Consider the following 15091-nt stretch of genomic DNA (forward strand, 5'->3'; position numbering starts at 1 on the left):
CCCCGCACGGGCCCGCTGGCCCGACCTCGGACAGGCCCGCTGACCGGATGGATCAGGTTCTCTTGATCGCGGAGGCTGAGCATGTCGAACATGCTCAGCCGATCGGAGAACCAGTGTTCCGCTTGAAGTCCTCACGCCGTACGGTGGCGCGCGCCGCCGCAGTCGTCCTGGCCGGGGCAGCATGTGCCGCCACGATGACAGGCAGCGCTGAAGCGATCGTCAACGGTACGGATTCCACGCAGCGTTACCCGTCCATGGTGTCGATCCCCGTGTCGGGTGCGGACGATCCCACGTTCAAGGGTGTCTGCGGGGGATCGCTGATCGACTCGCGATGGGTGCTCACGGCTGCCCACTGTGTGGACCCGAGGCTGGTCACCCTGGACGGCACCGTCCGGATCGGCAGCGAGTGGAAGGACTCCGGGGGCACGGTCCGGTCCGTCGCGAAGACGGTCTCCCACCCCGGCTACCGGAACGGCGAGAACACCGGCCCCAACCGCAACGACATCGCCCTGATCCGTCTCGACCGCCCGGTCGCGGAGAAGCCCGTCCCCATCGCCGACCGTCCGGGGCGGCCCGGCACCCCGACCCGGATCCTCGGCTTCGGCAGGACCGACGACGCACCCGGCGCCCCGTGGGTCTTCCCCGACCGGCTCCAGGAACTCGACACCCGCCGGGGCGCGGTGACGGACTGCGCACCGGGCTACGCGGACCGCACCCGCCTGTGCACCATCAGCCGGACCCCCAAGGCCATGGCGTGCAACGGCGACTCGGGCGGCCCCCAGCTCCAGCGGGACCGGAGGGGGCGCTGGGAGCTCATCGGCGTCACCTCCGGCCCCGGCGCCCCGGGCGTGCCCTGCAGCGAAGGGCCGGGGCTCTACACCAGCGCTCCCGCCTACACGGGCTGGATCCGTGAGGCGACAGGCCGCCACGGCTGATTCAGGACTCCACTCGTCGACCCCACCGCGGCGGCCATGCCCTGCTGCGCGCCACCGATACGGCGTCACACGGGCAGCGGCGTCGGCCCGTACGCTCGTGTGCTTCTCCGGCCGAAGCGGTCATTCCCCACCCCTCCGCCGTGATGGGACGTCATGGCTTCAGACCTGCTGGGGGTGGCCGCCGTCGCCCTCGATGACGAGCCGGTCCGTGCCGGGCTCGTCCGCTCCCTCGACCACCGTCACGTCGATCGCGCCGTCGCCGGTGGTGTCGAACTGGTAGAGGTCCGCTCTCCCGTCGCCGGTGGTGTCCGTCATCCATACATCGGGCTTGCCGTCGCCGTTGGTGTCGGCGCTGAGGAGGACGTGGTGCTCGTCCCCCTGGGTCGGGGCCACTTCTTCGGTGTGCGCGTTGGTGTCCATGGCGGCCGGTTGCCCCCAGGGCGCGGCTCGAAACCGTGACGCCTCGGTGCCGGAGCGGTCCGGGCCCGGCCAGGGGCGCCGGGGCGAAGGGCCCGCGCGACTTTTGCACGGGCCCCTCCTCACCTGGTGTTCCCCTGTCGCCGGTTCAATGGCCGGGCTGCGCCCCGGTACCGGAGTGGTCGATGACATTGCCGTTGCTGCAGTTGTTCTGGTGGTTGCCGCTCCAGTCGGCCAGGGCGGGGACCACGGCGAGTTCCTGGACGCACACGTCCGCGGCCGTGAAGTTCCAGTTGTTCGCCGCGTTGACTCCACTCCCGAAGTTGCTGTCGTTGTCGGCGAAGGCGGGCGTTGCGGCGGAGGCGGACAGGGCTGCGGCGGCCAGCAGGCCACACGTGATGATCTTTCGCATGGCTGATGAACGCGGACCCTGTCGTCAGGTCACGCGGTGATCACCCGAACGTGACAGAGCCACGGGAGCCGTCCCCCGGGTCCCGTCCACCCGGGTGCGGCGAAGGCCGGCTGTCGCCAGTACCGGCTTCTTCGCGGGCGGCGGTCACCGCCCGCCGCCCGCGAAGAAGCCGGTACTGGCGACGGCGAGCAGCAGATAGACCCCGGGGAAGGCGATGTTGTGGAAGACGCGCGTCCGGACGTGGACCAGCACCGCTCCGACGAAGAACACGGTCAGACCGGCTCCTGCGGCCAGCCCCGGCCAGGGGATCCCGAACAGGCCGATGAGGAGGCCGGCGGCGCCCGCGAGTTTGAGCGTCGCCAGATACGGCACCGCCCAGGGCGGAACGCCCACCTCCGCCGAGTTGGCCAGCACGAAGGGCGCCCGTGTGTAGTCCGCGATCGCGACGGACACGTTCGCGACGGCACAGGCCACAGTGGCGATGAACAGTACGGAGGTCATGTCGTCACCGTCTGTCGGCGCATGGCATTCTCATCTCCTCGGGACCCGCGCGGGCAGGCGCGGGCGGGAAGGCGTACGAAAAAGGGTTCAACCGACCGTCCTGACGTCCGCCCGCCCCGGAAGGTGACACCCATGCCGATCACGGCCGAGGAATTCGCGACCGCACGACCGCATCTCCTGTCGGTCGCCCACCGCATGCTGGGCTCGGCCCACGACGCCCAGGACGCCGTCCAGACCGCATGGGTGCGGGCCGCCACCGCCCGGTCCTCCGCATCGGTCGAGAACCCGTCGGCCTGGCTCACGACCGTCACCGCACGGGTCTGCCTGGACGAGCTGCGCGCCCGACGCCGTCGCAACGAAGGTCCGCTGCTCGCGGACGCCGTCCCGGCGGCGGACCTGGCCGCGGACGAGGCGGTCCTCCGTTCCGAGGACGTCTCCCGGGCGCTGATGGTCCTGCTCGACCGGCTGACCCCGCCCCAACGGGTCGCGTACGTCCTGCACGACCTGTTCTCCACGCCGTTCGACCGGATCGCGGAGGTGCTGGGCGCGACCGTGCCCAGCGCCAAGCAGCACGCCAGCCGCGCACGCCGACGCCTCGCCCCGGCACGGCAAAGCGCGGAGGAGAGCGGCCGGGCGGATCAGCGGATCGTGGACGCCTTCATGGCGGCGGCCCGGACCGGGGATACGCGCGCGATGATCCAGCTACTCGCGCCCGACAGTGTCCGTGACGCCGAGGCTGCACTCCTGCCGCACGGCGGCCGCACGACGGTGACCGGCGCCTCCGACATCGCCGCCGAGACCGCCCGGTTCCGCGACCGTATCCGAGCGGCCTGCCCGCTCAGCGTCAACGGCAGGTCGATGTACGTGATCGCCCCGGGCGGGCGCCCCTTCGCCACGATCGAGATCAGCACGGCGGGCGGACAGGTCACCCGCATCACGCTGCGCCAGGTGCGGACCGAGGACCGTTTCGACGCCCCGGAGCCGCTGACGGCCCTCTGAACAGGTGTCCTGCCGATCGGTCGCGGTCCGCCCTCGTCAGACGGGAGCCACCGTGCCCGAGCGCGGCGACCGTACGGCAGGGGAAACGCGAACCTGCGCCGATGCCTCGGCCTCAGCCCCCGGACGAGGCCGAGGAACCGCTCTTAACGGAGGTACGTCTGCTGCCACTCGATCGACGTCATGGTGAGCGCGGCCTCGGCGAGGGCCTGGGCAGAAGAGGTCTTGAGCTTGGCGATGCTGCTGTCGATCCAGGGCTGGACATTGGAGCAGCCCTGTTCACGGTATTCGACGGCTTGGAGGAGGCATTCGAGCTTGTCGGCGTCGTGCGCGCAGACGACTTCGAGGGAGTCGCCGTTCTCGTACTCCTCCACGATCCGCTGGGCACCAGCCCTGACCGCCGGATGCGCGGCCGACACTTGGTCAGCGGTGACCTTCTCGTTGCCGGCGGCTTCGAGGTAGCGGCGGCCGATGTGCGGGATGTCGCTGACGCGGGTCTCCTGGGTGTCGTGCCACAGGCCGAGGAGAGCAGCCTTCGCCGGATCGGCGCCCTCCATCATGGCGAGTACGGAGCCGATCAGCGCGACTCTGAAGCTGTGCTCCGCGATGGTCTCGGGGTCCTTCACCCCCGCGATCCACCACCCGGACCGCTTGGCGCGCTTGAGCATCCCCATTTCCAGCAGAAAGCCCGTCGTGCCCTTTGCCTGCTCCTGCTCCGTGTCCGCCATGAAATGCGACCTCCGATATGTCATGTGCGGTTCTCGCGTAGAACGTAATGCACCGCGCTGAGTTCCCGCCTCGCCCTCAGAGAGATCCCCCCGTGGTCAAGGAGCTGGGCGGTCTGTGCGGCCAGAGCATCCGCAAGAACCGGGTCTGCCAGGGGCAGCCACCGGTTGGCGGTCAGCAGGGCCCAGAGCGAGTGGATGTAGAGGTCCATGTACGCCGGAGCCTGCTGAAGGCCGATGGCGAGTCCGCGAAGGAGCCGTACGGGCTCCCAGTTGGCCGGAACGTGCCGCATAAAGCCGTCGTCCGGCTGCGCCTCCCGGATCGAACCGAACCAGTAGGCCCAGTAGTTGAGGTTCGCGATCTCAGCGGAGTCGTCACCCGCCAAACCTCGGTCAATGAAGTCCAGCAGCGGCCGATGGTCGCCAAGCCTCACCAATGCGGCGGCAGTTGATCGCGCGGTGGCCCAGTGCGGAGTCCAGCCTCGGACGGAGATCAGGTCACGGTTGTGGTGCAGAGCATGCAGCATCCAAGAGGTCGCCTCGGAGCCTTGGTCGTAGGAGCAGAGGTAAAGGCACTGGCGGTGGAGCAGCAGCCCGTCCTCTCCCGCGCGCAACGCGGATTCGGCGGCCTCACGAAGGTGCGCGAAGAACACGCTTCGGTCGGGCGCAGACAGAAGCGGGGCCTTGGCCACGGGGCCGCGACGTCTCGTAGCCGCTCTACGGGCCAGAGCGCGCGGAACGGTGCCGTTGAGAGCCCAGGCGATCATGTGGGCCGTGTCGCGGGTGTGCACCCAGGCCGCGAGTGGGTGCCGGGAGTTGACCTCTGGATAAATCGTGGACGTGATGACGCGGTCTGCATCCATCGCCGGGTCGAGAAGGTGAAGGACATCGGGGTCGGCGCCCAACGCAAGTAATCGGCGCCGAATGTCGAGCAGGACACCGGCCTTGACATGGGCAAGCGGTCGTCGTCCGGTCTCCCAGCCCTGCCAGGTGGCAAGATCAACCGCCATCGCGTCAGCCATACCGGCCTGCGTGCGGATGCTTGTACTCTCCCGGGCCACGCGGAGTACGAACCCGGCGACCACGCCCGCGGTCGCGCGTCCGCGAGCGACTTCCTTCGCGTTCATACCGCACCCCCGATGTCTTCGGTCGCCCAAACCCGTACCTCCGGTCAGTCCTACTCCATCGACGGTGACCGTAGCTTCTGATTCGACAACAACCACCCCCGTCAAGGAGGCCGGAATGGCTACCGCAATTGAGCACCGCGTGCGTCCCTGGGGAGCCGGTCGGCTTGCCCCGTACCCGACCGTCACACATCGCCCCCACACGTCCATCGCGCTCGACCCCGACACCCAGCTCGGCATCTTCGCCGACCGCGTCGGCACGGTGGTCGAGATGGGCAAGCACGGCACCGCCAAGGGCACCGAGACAAGCACGATCACGAACTCGGACTCCGCCCCCGACCAGGGGCACGACCAGGACTCCGAGCAGGACTGACCGATGACCGACAACAGGCCGGTGCTGGTGGCCACCGAGGCGGACGACCTGACCGCCGACATGGTGATCAGCGAGCTGAATCGGCGCAACGTGCCGGTCACCAGGTTCAACCCCGCCGACATCGGGGTGGCCCTGACGGTCTCCGCTTGGTTCGGGAGCTGTTCGGTCCCTGCGACCGGGCAGCTCCGCACCCCGTCACGGACCGTGGAGCTGGCCGAGGTCCGGTCGGTGTACTGGCGCCGCCCGGTGTGGCCGGCCTTCGACCATCTCAGTGCGGACGACGCACGGTTCGCGGCGGCCCACACCCGCTACGGGCTCGGCGGTACCCTGTATGCCCTCGACGGACCACTATGGGTCAACCATCCCCTGCGCAACGCCGCCGCCGACTACAAGCCGGCCCAGCTCGCGGTTGCCCAGCGCCTCGGGCTGACGGTGCCGCCGACACTGGTCACGAACGACCCGGACGAGGCACGGTCCTTCGTCGAAAGCCACGATCAGGCGATTTTCAAGACGCTCCGGTGGACGCCCTACCAGCGAGGCGGTATTCCCCTCACCGGGTGGGCCGACCCGGTCGTGGCGACAGAGATCGACGAGCGCGTGGCTGTGGTGCCGCACCTCTTCCAGGCCGTGGTGAACAAGACGGCCGATCTTCGCGTGCTGGTCGTCGGCCGCCAGGTGTTCGCCGTACGGATCGAGTCCGGGATGCTGGACTGGCGCAAGGACTACTCGGCCTTGTCCTACCGTGTGGTGGACCTGCCCGACCGCGTGGAGAAGGCGCTCCTGGCGTACCTGGACCACTTCGGGCTGGCCTCGGGAAGTTTCGACTTCGCCGTCGACGAGGCCGGATGTCTCTGGTGGCTGGAGCTGAACCCGAACGGGCAGTGGGGGTGGCTGGAGGAGTCCACCGGCCTCGCGATGTCCGCCGCATTCGCTGAACTGCTGACGCAAGGAGTCGCCCCATGACCGACACCGCCCAGGAGCGGCGTGCCCTCGCCGGACGCCTGACGCAGGCGGGCGTCCTCATCAGCTCCCCGTGGCGGGCGGCGGTGGAGGCTGTTCCCCGCGAGCTGTTCCTGAACCCCGGTGTGTTCCTGCCCGCAGAGGGTGGCCGGTGGCACCCGGTGACCGCTGCCGGGAGCGACCCGGCCACGTGGGTACGGATCGCCTATCGCGACGAATCCCTGACCACCCAGCTCGACGGACACCTCACCGCCGACCAGGTCAGCAGCCCTGTGACCGGCTCCCCGACTTCCTCGTCCACCACCCCGGTCACCGTTGTGGACATGCTGGAGAGGCTGGAGGTGGAGGACGGTCATAGGGTCCTGGAGATCGGCACAGGAGTGCGACACGAGGTCGCACATTGCAAGTAGACACGAGTAGGAGGGTTGGCTCTCTGAATTAGCCAATATCGCTGTCTCAGGTCAGTGCTCAAGACCTGTCCCCGCCTCGGCGTGCGTCGTGAGTAATCGCGGGGTGCGAAGCCCGAGGAATGTGGCCCAAGGGGTCCTGTTCCATCCAGGATCCACAGGCCGGGGAAGGCCGAGCGGGTGAACGAAAGTGAATCCTCATTGATGCCTCGTTACGAACCAGGCCCGTGGGTGGAGTGCGTGAAGGGCCGTATAGGGCTGGCTGCTGTGAAGCGGCAAGTGCCGACCGGCGATCCGGTGCCGGTCGGGCGAGCACCGCTGCTCCGGGGTATAGAGGGCACCCAAACCGGCCGCATCTTGCATGTGCGAAACGTGGAAACCCCGTTGGAGTCCAGACGTGCATACGCCTGGTAAGCCGACCGTAAGGGAAGCCCAATCCTCCAGCGGGAGTAGGAAGGCCCGAGAAGCGAATGCCGGCGGCCGAAAGGAAACGGGAAACCGGGCGAGGCAAATCGATACCTCCGTCGAATGCTCGGATAACCGGCCGGATACAGGCGCTATGCCTGACCCGAAAGGGGGCCCACGCGGGTCTGGTGAGTCTGTGAAGCAGACGACGACGAAGATTCTGGAGCCAATGGGCAAGTTAGACGTCTCGGGTGTTCCCGAGACGAACGGACCAGAGGGCGAAGTCTTCGACTGGCAGTCAATCGACTGGAACTCGGTCGAGGGCGACGTACGGCGTCTACGTCAGCGAATCTTCACGGCAGCACGGAAAGGGGACCTCAAGAAGGTCCGCAATTTGCAGAAGCTGATGCTCCGATCGCGCTCCAACGCACTAGTGGCGGTACGGCGGGTTTCGGAGATCAACGCAGGGCGTAAAACCCCTGGGGTGGACGGGTACACCGCAATGCGGGAGAGCTCCAAGGTCATGCTGGCCGAATGGACGCAATCCCGCTTGAGGACCTGGAAACCTATGGCGGTAAAGCGCGTGTACATCCCCAAGAGCAACGGGAAACAGCGCCCTTTGGGTATTCCAGTCGTCCGGGACCGAGCCATGCAGGCTCTTGTCCTCAACGCATTGGAACCCGAATGGGAGGCGCGGTTCGAGCCGAGGTCGTACGGCTTTCGCCCCGGCCGTGGCTGTCATGACGCGATCGAAGCTATCTTCTGCGTGACGAGAGGTCGTCTCTCAAAGCGCAGATGGGTACTCGACGCAGACCTGGCGGCAGCGTTCGACCGCATCGATCACCAGCGCCTTGTCGCCTCGCTTGGAACCTTCCCAGCCAGGGCATTGGTGCAAGCATGGCTCAAGTCCGGAGTGATCGAGAACGGTAGATTCGCCCCCACGGAAGAAGGAACCCCGCAAGGGGGAGTCATCAGCCCGTTACTGTTGAACATTGCTCTTCACGGAATGGAAGAAGCCGCAGGAGTCAGGTACCGCACCGATGGTGTTCACACCGGAAAGACGGCCCCTGACAGCCCGGTATTGATCAGATACGCCGACGACTTTGTTGCCCTGTGTCATTCCTATGATCAGGCGCAAAGGGTCAAGGTGCAGCTTGCTGACTGGCTGACGCCGAGAGGGCTGGCCTTCAACGAGGAAAAGACGCGTATCGTCCACCTCGAAGAAGGCTTCGACTTCCTCGGATACAACGTCCGTCTGTACAAGGGAAGCAAACTGCTGATCAAGCCAAGCCCTGCGGCGGTGGCCCGGTTCCGAAACAGACTACGCACGGAACTGCGTATGCTGCGCGGGACCAATTCACTCGAAGTGATCAGTAAGTTGAACCCGATCCTGAGAGGGTGGGCCGCCTACTACCGGAACGGAGTCTCGAAGCGGGTGTTCAGCGATATCGACGACTACCTATGGTGGGCCGTATTTCGCTGGGCGACTCGCAGACATCCGAACAAGTCGAAGAGGTGGGTCAGCGACCGCTACTTCGGTGCGTTCAACTCCGCCAATCAAGCAAGGTGGATCTTTGGTGACCGAGCCACGGGCCAATATCTCACCAAACTTGCCTGGACACCGATCGTCCGGCATGTAATGGTCAGTGGGAGTGCCTCCCCAGATGACCCAGAACTCGCCGAATACTGGGCACAGCGACGGAAGAAGTACAAGCCGCCGCTCAGTGATGCGCGCGTCCGGATGATGCGACGCCAGCACGGAAAGTGCCCGCTCTGCGGCGAATACCTGCTCTATGCCGACACTGAGCCACAGCACCCGGACGACTGGGCGAAGTGGCTCACAGGAATCCGTAAAGCGATCCGCCTCCAGGCGGTCACCTTGCTTTCGGAGACCAACGGAGCAAGCGATCGGAAGGTTCCGCGTGAACAATTCATCCATGCACACTGTGGTAAAAGGCTGGAGCAGAAGCCTCAATCACACCTGCGTGCATCGCCTTTCCTCAAGCCAGTAGGACTCGCTTGAGCCGTGTGCCGTGGAAGCGGCACGCACGGTTCTGAGGGGGGACCGCCGCAGCAATGCGGCGGTCCTACCCGGCACCGGCTACTCCTCCGCCCTCATGTGCTTCCGCCTCGGGGAGGACGCCGTCACCACGGTCGAAGTGGACCCCGGCGTCTCGGCCCGGGCGGACGACGCCCTGGAGAAGGCCGGATACTCGACCTGGACCGTCACGGGTGACGGGCTCCTCGGCCACCCTCGCCGCGCCCCGTACGACCGCGTCATCGCCACCTGCGCGGTGCGCCGCATCCCCTACGCCTGGATCAGGCAGACCAAGCCGGGCGGCATCGTCCTCACCACGGTCGGCGGCTCCTGGCACTACGGCACCGGCCTGGCGAAGGTCACCGTCGCGGCGGACGGCACCGCCGAGGGCGCGATCATCGGCCGTAGCTCGTTCATGCAGGCCCGGTCCCAGGCGGAGGCACCCATCGATGGTGACCTGTCAGCCCGCACGGCTTACGCCGACAGTCAACGCGAGACCAGGGTGTCCCCGCTCCTGCTGGAGGACTGGATGCCCGCGTTCCTCGCTCAACTCGCGACTCCGGGGGCACGCTTCACCCGCGCCACCTCTCTGGAGGGCGACCGACTGCTGTACCTCTTCGATCCGGAGCGCGAGTCCTTCGCCTCGTTCACTGAGAACGCCGGCACCTGGACGGTCCGCCAGGGCGGCCCGATGGCCCTGTGGGACACGATCGAGCAGGCCCTCACCGCCTGGCAGGCTGCGGACCGCCCGGACATCACCGAGGTACGGCTCCGCGTCACGAAGAAGGCCCACGTCTACTGGATCGACGGCCACCCCGCGCTCCGCTGGCAGCACGACCTCGTCTGATCGGGGCGCGCTGTCAGGATGCCCCACCGTGCCGCGCGCGGTGGGGCATCCGGTTGCTCGGTTCCTCAGACGGCGTCGAACGTCCCGCCCTGCACGCCCGCGACGAACGCCGCGAAGGCGGTGACGGGGACGGCGACCACGGGGCCGTCCACGACCTTGGAGTCACGGAGCGGGACAATGCCACGCGAGGCGGCGAGGTTGGCGGCGACCTCGATGCAGTCGCCGCCGTTCGAGCTGTACGAGGACTTGAACCATCGGGGGGATTCGGTCGTCACAGGGTGCCCTTTCGCAACTGGCTGATCTTGGCCACAGACGCCACCTTCGACAGCGCCTCGCCCTGAAGTTGATGGTAGGACGTGAGCATGGGCAACACGGACGACGCTTCGCGCTCGACGTGCCCCTGCGCCTGTGATTCGGCATACGCGACGATGGACCGGTCCGCAAGAGTAAGCAAGTTGACCGGCAGATTGAACGCCCTGCGTGCCCCCAGGCTGAACGGTGCGACCTGAATGATCCAGTTGGGTAGCGCCGACATTTCCTCAAGCCGCTGGAGCTGAGCGTCCATGATCTCCGGGCCGCCAACCTGCTGGTGCAGGCAGCTCTCGTCCATGACGACGAAACCCATGGGCGGCCGAGACCGCACCAAGGCCGCCTGCCGCTCCGCCAGAAACGAGACCCGCTCGTTGGCTTGTGCAGAGGTGATAGATCCACGCTGTACGTCGCCGTAGGCCACTGCCTGGGCGTACTCCGGCGTCTGCAACAGTCCAGGGACGAGGCCGACCTGAAACAGCCTGATCTCCACCGCCCGGCCCTCGTACCCCACGTACTCCGGGAAGCCCTCCAGCAAGTTCCCGTGCTTCATCTCCTGCCACTGGCGCTCGAACGATTCAGGCGAACCGATGAGATCAAATAACCGGTCCGTTTTCCTCGCGAACGGCAGAGTCGCCGGTTTGCGGCCAGTTTCGATCGCCGAGATGTGCCTGCCCGAGCAGCCGACCATGTCAGCTACCTGGTCCTGAATCCAGCCACGCTCCTCGCGCATCCTGCGCAGACGAGCACCGAAGGCCGCTTGCAGACTCGCTTCGGGGTTCAGTTCCTTGATGTTTACCAACGTGCCCTCCCAGATACCCACGTTGAAGACGTCCCGACCCTAGGCCACGCTGAATCGCCCCGGTAACCAATCGGCTACAGAGAGGAGCGATCGATGTACGGCGAGAACTTACGCGCGAATAGCCAGGAACCCCCCGACCTCCCCGCCCTCGGAACCCTCCTGGTAGACACCAGCCGCGCCGACCGCGTTGGCGAGTTCCGAGGGGTCGCCGGCCCCTACTGGTCGCTGCGGCCGGCAGGGGGCGGCGCGGAGTGGGAGGTCGAGCCCCGTCATGTGCGACCCGCAGTCCTGATAGAGCAGCTCCGCGCCCGTACCGCGCGCCTCAACGCCCGTAGCCGGGGCGAGGTCCTGTGAACGTCGCGCACCCCGCTCGGCCCACCCGGTCGGCCCGCATGACGCGCTCAGCGGTTTACGCGGCCGAGGTCACCCTCTCCGACGGGCAGCGGTCCGCCTCGCTCGGTGGGGTCGTCGTGCGGAACCGGCGGCTCGTCCTCCTCTGGCTTCGGCGGCAGGCCCTCCGCCTGGCCAACGGCCATGGGCTGGCCCTCGCGCCCGAGCCCGTACGGCTGCCGACCGGCGACGTGCGCCCGGTCCGCTTCCACGGCTCGGACGCGCCCGAGGAGTTGCGTCGCTGGGCCACCGGCGGCGCGCACCAGGACCACGCGATACGGGCCCTGGAGGCCGGGTTCCCCGCGCTGTTCACCGTGCTCGATCCCGCCGTCGGGCTGAGCCTGACGCTCGCCGGGTGGCGTGGCCATCCGGCCGACCGGTAATCCCGCCACACGAACCGGAGTTGAAAGCCGTGCTCCAGTGCACCGCCGTCACGCTTCTCCCTCCCGACGCCCTTCTGCGGCTCCTCGCCCCCGGGGTGGACGACCCCGGCGATCCGGAGCCGTACGTCCTGTGCGAGCTCGGCGAACACGACGGCCCGGGCACCGAACACGCCGCCTTCCTCCGGCCGGGCAGGACGCCCGACTCGGGGGCCCAGTGGTTCTTCTGGACCGGCGGCGGGCCCGAGCGCGTCCACCGGACCGACCGCGCGCCCTGGTGCCCCGCGCTCCTCCGCCGACTCGACACCGACGTCGTGCGGCAGTGCTCCTTCTTCGACCACCACCCCGCGCCCCACTCCTGGGACGTGGACGATCCGCTCGGCGACCTCATCGCGGAGCGGCTCGTACCAGGCGACTCCCCCGAAGGGTGACCCGTACCCATGAACCAGTGCACCGCCGTCGCGTTACTGCCGCCCCCGGAGCACGTACTCGCCCTGTCGGTCCCGGATCGCCGCCCGGAGGCCGGACACCTGCTCTGCGAACTCGGGGAGGGCCACGACGGGGCGCACGCGACGATGCTGTGGGACGAGGGCGGGCGGCCGGGAAGCTCCGTCTGGGCGCGGTGGCGCGCGGGTCAGGTACGGCTGCTGCCGCTCCCCTGGTGCGCGGCCCGCGACCCCGGGAACGCGGACGCGGCCTGCGGCCTGTTCGCCGGGCACCCGTCGGGGCACGACTGGGAGGTCACCGACCCCACCGACGAGGCGATCACGCGGGAGCTGGCGCGGCGCCACCCGCATCTGTTCCGCCGGTGACGGGCGGGCGTACCGGTGTACGGCGGGCGATCGGTCCGGATCACGACCGTGGGCCCGGATCACGGATGATCCGGGCCCACGGCCCTATTACGGCGTGATACTCAGGCGTCAGCTCTGCGCGGGCGACGCGTCCTGCTCGCCCGGCTCGGCGGCGGTGGTGGCCGCCTGGGCCTCGGCGCGCTCGCGCATCTTGCGCACCAGCTCCTGCTTCTTGTCCTCGGCGGCCTTGCGGTCGGCGCCTCGCGCGGAACCCGCGCCCTGCTGTTCGGCGCGGGACAGCTTCTTGCGCTGTCCGCCGACGCCGAGGAGGTTGTTGCGGCTCTTGGCCACGGCGTTCTCCCATTCGTGGTGAGAAGTGAGGAAGGAAGTGATCGGGTGATCGAGATCGATCCGGTGGGCGGCGGGTGATCGCAACCCGCCGCGCTCTCACTCGTAGATCTGGAAGAACGAAGACATGCGGGAACCGTACCCCGCCCCCGAAGCGCCCCGCACCAGGTTTTCGGGCCGTCGAGGGCCGTCGAGGGCCGTCGGGGCCGCCAAGCACGCGGGGTCTCAGGCCGTCGGGTCGACCGTCGCCTGATGGGCCTCGGCGAGGTGCTCCTCGGCCTTCAGCCAGGGCAGGAACTGCGCCGAGCGGCGCCATGCGCAGGTGGAGCACGTCAGCTGGCGCGTCATGCCCGACTTCCTTACCCGCACGACGTGTTCACGGCCGTGCTGGTCCCATCTGCTGACCTTGCTGGCGGTGCTGGACGGCATCGCGTACCTCCCGGATCGGCGGGGCTCCGGTGGACGTCGAAGCCCCCGGTTCCGTACCCGGAACCGGGGGCCTCACGCACGCGTGCGGGTGTCAGCAGCCGAGCAGACGCGAGCCGAGGTACGCCTGGATCTGGTCCAGGGAGACGCGCTCCTGCTTCATGGTGTCGCGCTCGCGCACGGTCACCGCGTTGTCGTCGAGGGTGTCGAAGTCGACGGTGACGCAGAACGGGGTGCCGATCTCGTCCTGACGGCGGTAGCGGCGGCCGATGGCGCCGGCGTCGTCGAACTCGATGTTCCAGTTCTTCCGCAGGTCGGCCGCCAGGCCCTTGGCCTTCGGCGAGAGCTGCGCGTTGCGGGACAGCGGCAGGACCGCGGCCTTGACCGGAGCCAGGCGGTGGTCGAGACGCATCACGGTGCGCTTCTCCATGACGCCCTTGGCGTTGGGCGCCTCGTCCTCGACGTAGGCGTCCAGGAGGAACGCCAGCATCGCGCGGCCGACACCGGCCGCGGGCTCGATGACGTACGGCGTCCAGCGCTCGTTGGCCTCCTGGTCGTAGAACTGGAGGTCGGTGCCCGACGCCTCGGAGTGCGCCTTGAGGTCGTAGTCGGTGCGGTTGGCCACGCCCTCCAGCTCGCCCCACTCGCTGCCGCCGAAGCGGAAGCGGTACTCGATGTCGGCGGTGCGCTTGGAGTAGTGGGAGAGCTTCTCCTTCGGGTGCTCGAACCAGCGCATGTTCTCCTCGCGCATGCCGAGGTCCGTGTACCAGTTCCAGCGCTGGTCCATCCAGTACTGCTGCCACTCCTCGTCCTCGCCCGGCTTGACGAAGAACTCCATCTCCATCTGCTCGAACTCGCGGGTCCGGAAGATGAAGTTGCCCGGAGTGATCTCGTTCCGGAAGGACTTGCCCATCTGCGCGATGCCGAACGGCGGCTTCTTGCGCGAAGTCTGCTGGACCTGACCGAAGTTGGTGAAGATGCCCTGCGCGGTCTCGGGGCGCAGGTAGGCGACCGAGCCGGAGTCCTGGGTCGGGCCGAGGTGGGTGGAGAGCAGACCCGAGAACTGCTTGGGCTCGGTGAAGGTGCCCTTGTTGCCGCAGTTGGGGCAGTTGAGGTCGGCGAGGCCGTTGACCGGCGGCTTGCCGTGCTTCTCCTCGTACGCCTCCTCCAGGTGGTCCGCGCGGTAGCGCTTGTGGCAGGAGGTGCACTCGGTGAGCGGGTCCGAGAAGGTCGCGACGTGGCCGGAGGCGACCCAGACGTCCGGGGCCAGGATGACCGACGAGTCGAGACCGACCACGTCCTCACGCCCGGTGACCATGTAGCGCCACCACTGACGCTTCAGGTTCTCCTTCATCTCGACGCCCAGCGGCCCGTAGTCCCAGGCGGCTCGCTGGCCACCGTAGATCTCACTGCAGGGGTAGACGAAGCCACGGCGCTTGCTCAGGCTGACGATGGTGTCGATCTTGTCGGCGGCCACGGTGCTCTCTTCATTACGACGGTGACGA

20 protein-coding genes and 1 pseudogene are annotated in these 15091 nt (G+C 67.9%); 11 read left to right on the forward strand and 10 right to left on the reverse strand.

What is annotated here, in order from left to right; genetic code table 11:
* The first annotated feature begins 47 nt into the window (after nucleotides 1–47).
* Nucleotides 48–935 carry a S1 family peptidase gene (locus ACIQRW_RS18355; protein WP_403761152.1) on the forward strand — a complete coding sequence of 296 codons (888 nt, stop codon included), beginning with the start codon at nucleotides 48–50 and terminating at the stop codon, nucleotides 933–935.
* A 159-nt stretch (nucleotides 936–1094) separates the two neighbouring features.
* On the opposite strand, the gene ACIQRW_RS18360 is transcribed toward ACIQRW_RS18355, so the two are convergent.
* The 3 genes from ACIQRW_RS18360 to ACIQRW_RS18370 all read right to left on the reverse strand — a co-directional run bounded on the left by ACIQRW_RS18360 (nucleotide 1095) and on the right by ACIQRW_RS18370 (nucleotide 2265).
* Nucleotides 1095–1355: a hypothetical protein gene (locus tag ACIQRW_RS18360; RefSeq protein WP_403761155.1), complete on the reverse strand. Its 261-nt coding sequence runs from the start codon at nucleotides 1353–1355 to the stop codon at nucleotides 1095–1097.
* 145 nt (nucleotides 1356–1500) lie between these two features.
* Complete coding sequence (locus ACIQRW_RS18365; protein ID WP_403761158.1) at nucleotides 1501–1764, reverse strand: hypothetical protein; 264 nt, start codon at nucleotides 1762–1764, stop codon at nucleotides 1501–1503.
* A 144-nt stretch (nucleotides 1765–1908) separates the two neighbouring features.
* A complete protein-coding gene (locus ACIQRW_RS18370) occupies nucleotides 1909–2265 on the reverse strand; it encodes a DoxX family protein (protein ID WP_403761161.1) in 357 nt (118 codons plus the stop codon).
* Nucleotides 2266–2397: 132 nt separating this feature from the next.
* Between ACIQRW_RS18370 and ACIQRW_RS18375 the strand changes: the two genes are divergently transcribed.
* Complete coding sequence (locus tag ACIQRW_RS18375) at nucleotides 2398–3264, forward strand: sigma-70 family RNA polymerase sigma factor (protein WP_403761164.1); 867 nt, start codon at nucleotides 2398–2400, stop codon at nucleotides 3262–3264.
* Nucleotides 3265–3407: 143 nt separating this feature from the next.
* Here the strand turns inward: ACIQRW_RS18375 and ACIQRW_RS18380 are convergent, their stop codons facing one another.
* Nucleotides 3408–3989, reverse strand: a complete 582-nt coding sequence (locus ACIQRW_RS18380; RefSeq protein WP_361322219.1) for an HD domain-containing protein — start codon at nucleotides 3987–3989, stop codon at nucleotides 3408–3410.
* A 20-nt stretch (nucleotides 3990–4009) separates the two neighbouring features.
* The gene (locus ACIQRW_RS18385; RefSeq protein ID WP_403761168.1) at nucleotides 4010–5113 is read right to left on the reverse strand and encodes an XRE family transcriptional regulator; all 1104 of its coding nucleotides are present in this window, start codon (nucleotides 5111–5113) and stop codon (nucleotides 4010–4012) included.
* 115 nt (nucleotides 5114–5228) lie between these two features.
* On the opposite strand from ACIQRW_RS18385, the gene tgmA reads away from it, so the two are divergent.
* The 5 genes and pseudogenes from tgmA to ACIQRW_RS18410 form a co-directional block, all read left to right on the forward strand.
* The gene (tgmA, locus tag ACIQRW_RS18390; RefSeq protein ID WP_403761170.1) at nucleotides 5229–5483 is read left to right on the forward strand and encodes a putative ATP-grasp-modified RiPP; all 255 of its coding nucleotides are present in this window, start codon (nucleotides 5229–5231) and stop codon (nucleotides 5481–5483) included.
* A 3-nt stretch (nucleotides 5484–5486) separates the two neighbouring features.
* Nucleotides 5487–6446 (forward strand): ATP-grasp ribosomal peptide maturase, encoded by a 960-nt coding sequence (gene tgmB, locus ACIQRW_RS18395; protein ID WP_403761173.1) that lies wholly within the window; start codon nucleotides 5487–5489, stop codon nucleotides 6444–6446.
* Complete coding sequence (locus ACIQRW_RS18400; RefSeq protein WP_403761177.1) at nucleotides 6443–6853, forward strand: hypothetical protein; 411 nt, start codon at nucleotides 6443–6445, stop codon at nucleotides 6851–6853. Before tgmB ends, ACIQRW_RS18400 begins: the two co-directional genes overlap by 4 nt.
* Before the next feature lie 598 nt (nucleotides 6854–7451).
* The gene (ltrA, locus tag ACIQRW_RS18405) at nucleotides 7452–9278 is read left to right on the forward strand and encodes a group II intron reverse transcriptase/maturase (RefSeq protein ID WP_403761180.1); all 1827 of its coding nucleotides are present in this window, start codon (nucleotides 7452–7454) and stop codon (nucleotides 9276–9278) included.
* A 70-nt stretch (nucleotides 9279–9348) separates the two neighbouring features.
* A pseudogene (locus ACIQRW_RS18410) lies at nucleotides 9349–10140 on the forward strand (methyltransferase); the annotation flags it as partial.
* Nucleotides 10141–10205: 65 nt separating this feature from the next.
* Here the strand turns inward: ACIQRW_RS18410 and ACIQRW_RS18415 are convergent.
* Both ACIQRW_RS18415 and ACIQRW_RS18420 read right to left on the reverse strand, forming a co-directional pair.
* Complete coding sequence (locus ACIQRW_RS18415) at nucleotides 10206–10415, reverse strand: DUF397 domain-containing protein (RefSeq protein ID WP_403761183.1); 210 nt, start codon at nucleotides 10413–10415, stop codon at nucleotides 10206–10208.
* Complete coding sequence (locus ACIQRW_RS18420; protein ID WP_403761691.1) at nucleotides 10412–11251, reverse strand: Scr1 family TA system antitoxin-like transcriptional regulator; 840 nt, start codon at nucleotides 11249–11251, stop codon at nucleotides 10412–10414. Before ACIQRW_RS18420 ends, ACIQRW_RS18415 begins: the two co-directional genes overlap by 4 nt.
* Before the next feature lie 93 nt (nucleotides 11252–11344).
* Here ACIQRW_RS18420 and ACIQRW_RS18425 point away from each other — a divergent pair, with 93 nt between their 5' ends.
* From ACIQRW_RS18425 to ACIQRW_RS18440, 4 genes are read left to right on the forward strand one after another with little or no spacing between them, the layout of a single operon-like run.
* Complete coding sequence (locus ACIQRW_RS18425; RefSeq protein WP_403761186.1) at nucleotides 11345–11605, forward strand: hypothetical protein; 261 nt, start codon at nucleotides 11345–11347, stop codon at nucleotides 11603–11605.
* 38 nt (nucleotides 11606–11643) lie between these two features.
* Complete coding sequence (locus tag ACIQRW_RS18430; protein WP_403761189.1) at nucleotides 11644–12024, forward strand: hypothetical protein; 381 nt, start codon at nucleotides 11644–11646, stop codon at nucleotides 12022–12024.
* A 29-nt stretch (nucleotides 12025–12053) separates the two neighbouring features.
* On the forward strand, nucleotides 12054–12452 hold the full coding sequence (locus tag ACIQRW_RS18435) for a hypothetical protein (RefSeq protein WP_403761192.1): 399 nt from the start codon (nucleotides 12054–12056) through the stop codon (nucleotides 12450–12452).
* 9 nt (nucleotides 12453–12461) lie between these two features.
* Entirely contained in the window at nucleotides 12462–12833 is a 372-nt protein-coding gene (locus ACIQRW_RS18440) for a hypothetical protein (RefSeq protein WP_403761195.1), read from the forward strand.
* Nucleotides 12834–12941: 108 nt separating this feature from the next.
* On the opposite strand, the gene ACIQRW_RS18445 is transcribed toward ACIQRW_RS18440, so the two are convergent.
* From ACIQRW_RS18445 to ACIQRW_RS18455, 3 genes are all read right to left on the reverse strand, one after another.
* Nucleotides 12942–13163 (reverse strand): DUF6243 family protein, encoded by a 222-nt coding sequence (locus ACIQRW_RS18445; protein WP_012381026.1) that lies wholly within the window; start codon nucleotides 13161–13163, stop codon nucleotides 12942–12944.
* A 222-nt stretch (nucleotides 13164–13385) separates the two neighbouring features.
* Nucleotides 13386–13589 carry a hypothetical protein gene (locus ACIQRW_RS18450; RefSeq protein ID WP_403761198.1) on the reverse strand — a complete coding sequence of 68 codons (204 nt, stop codon included), beginning with the start codon at nucleotides 13587–13589 and terminating at the stop codon, nucleotides 13386–13388.
* A 91-nt stretch (nucleotides 13590–13680) separates the two neighbouring features.
* Complete coding sequence (locus tag ACIQRW_RS18455) at nucleotides 13681–15063, reverse strand: glycine--tRNA ligase (RefSeq protein ID WP_364872944.1); 1383 nt, start codon at nucleotides 15061–15063, stop codon at nucleotides 13681–13683.
* Nucleotides 15064–15091: the final 28 nt, after the last annotated feature.

This window comes from Streptomyces sp. NPDC091287, assembly GCF_044768525.1.
In the GTDB taxonomy this organism is placed as follows: Bacteria; Actinomycetota; Actinomycetes; order Streptomycetales; family Streptomycetaceae; genus Streptomyces.

Coding starts and splice junctions, on each gene's coding strand:
- ACIQRW_RS18355 (WP_403761152.1), top strand. CDS start 48: ATGGATCAGGTTCTCTTGATCGCGGAGGCTGAGCATGTCGAACATGCT.
- ACIQRW_RS18360 (WP_403761155.1), bottom strand. CDS start 1,355: ATGGACACCAACGCGCACACCGAAGAAGTGGCCCCGACCCAGGGGGAC.
- ACIQRW_RS18365 (WP_403761158.1), bottom strand. CDS start 1,764: ATGCGAAAGATCATCACGTGTGGCCTGCTGGCCGCCGCAGCCCTGTCC.
- ACIQRW_RS18370 (WP_403761161.1), bottom strand. CDS start 2,265: ATGACCTCCGTACTGTTCATCGCCACTGTGGCCTGTGCCGTCGCGAAC.
- ACIQRW_RS18375 (WP_403761164.1), top strand. CDS start 2,398: ATGCCGATCACGGCCGAGGAATTCGCGACCGCACGACCGCATCTCCTG.
- ACIQRW_RS18380 (WP_361322219.1), bottom strand. CDS start 3,989: ATGGCGGACACGGAGCAGGAGCAGGCAAAGGGCACGACGGGCTTTCTG.
- ACIQRW_RS18385 (WP_403761168.1), bottom strand. CDS start 5,113: ATGAACGCGAAGGAAGTCGCTCGCGGACGCGCGACCGCGGGCGTGGTC.
- tgmA (WP_403761170.1), top strand. CDS start 5,229: ATGGCTACCGCAATTGAGCACCGCGTGCGTCCCTGGGGAGCCGGTCGG.
- tgmB (WP_403761173.1), top strand. CDS start 5,487: ATGACCGACAACAGGCCGGTGCTGGTGGCCACCGAGGCGGACGACCTG.
- ACIQRW_RS18400 (WP_403761177.1), top strand. CDS start 6,443: ATGACCGACACCGCCCAGGAGCGGCGTGCCCTCGCCGGACGCCTGACG.
- ACIQRW_RS18425 (WP_403761186.1), top strand. CDS start 11,345: ATGTACGGCGAGAACTTACGCGCGAATAGCCAGGAACCCCCCGACCTC.
- ACIQRW_RS18430 (WP_403761189.1), top strand. CDS start 11,644: ATGACGCGCTCAGCGGTTTACGCGGCCGAGGTCACCCTCTCCGACGGG.
- ACIQRW_RS18440 (WP_403761195.1), top strand. CDS start 12,462: ATGAACCAGTGCACCGCCGTCGCGTTACTGCCGCCCCCGGAGCACGTA.
- ACIQRW_RS18450 (WP_403761198.1), bottom strand. CDS start 13,589: ATGCCGTCCAGCACCGCCAGCAAGGTCAGCAGATGGGACCAGCACGGC.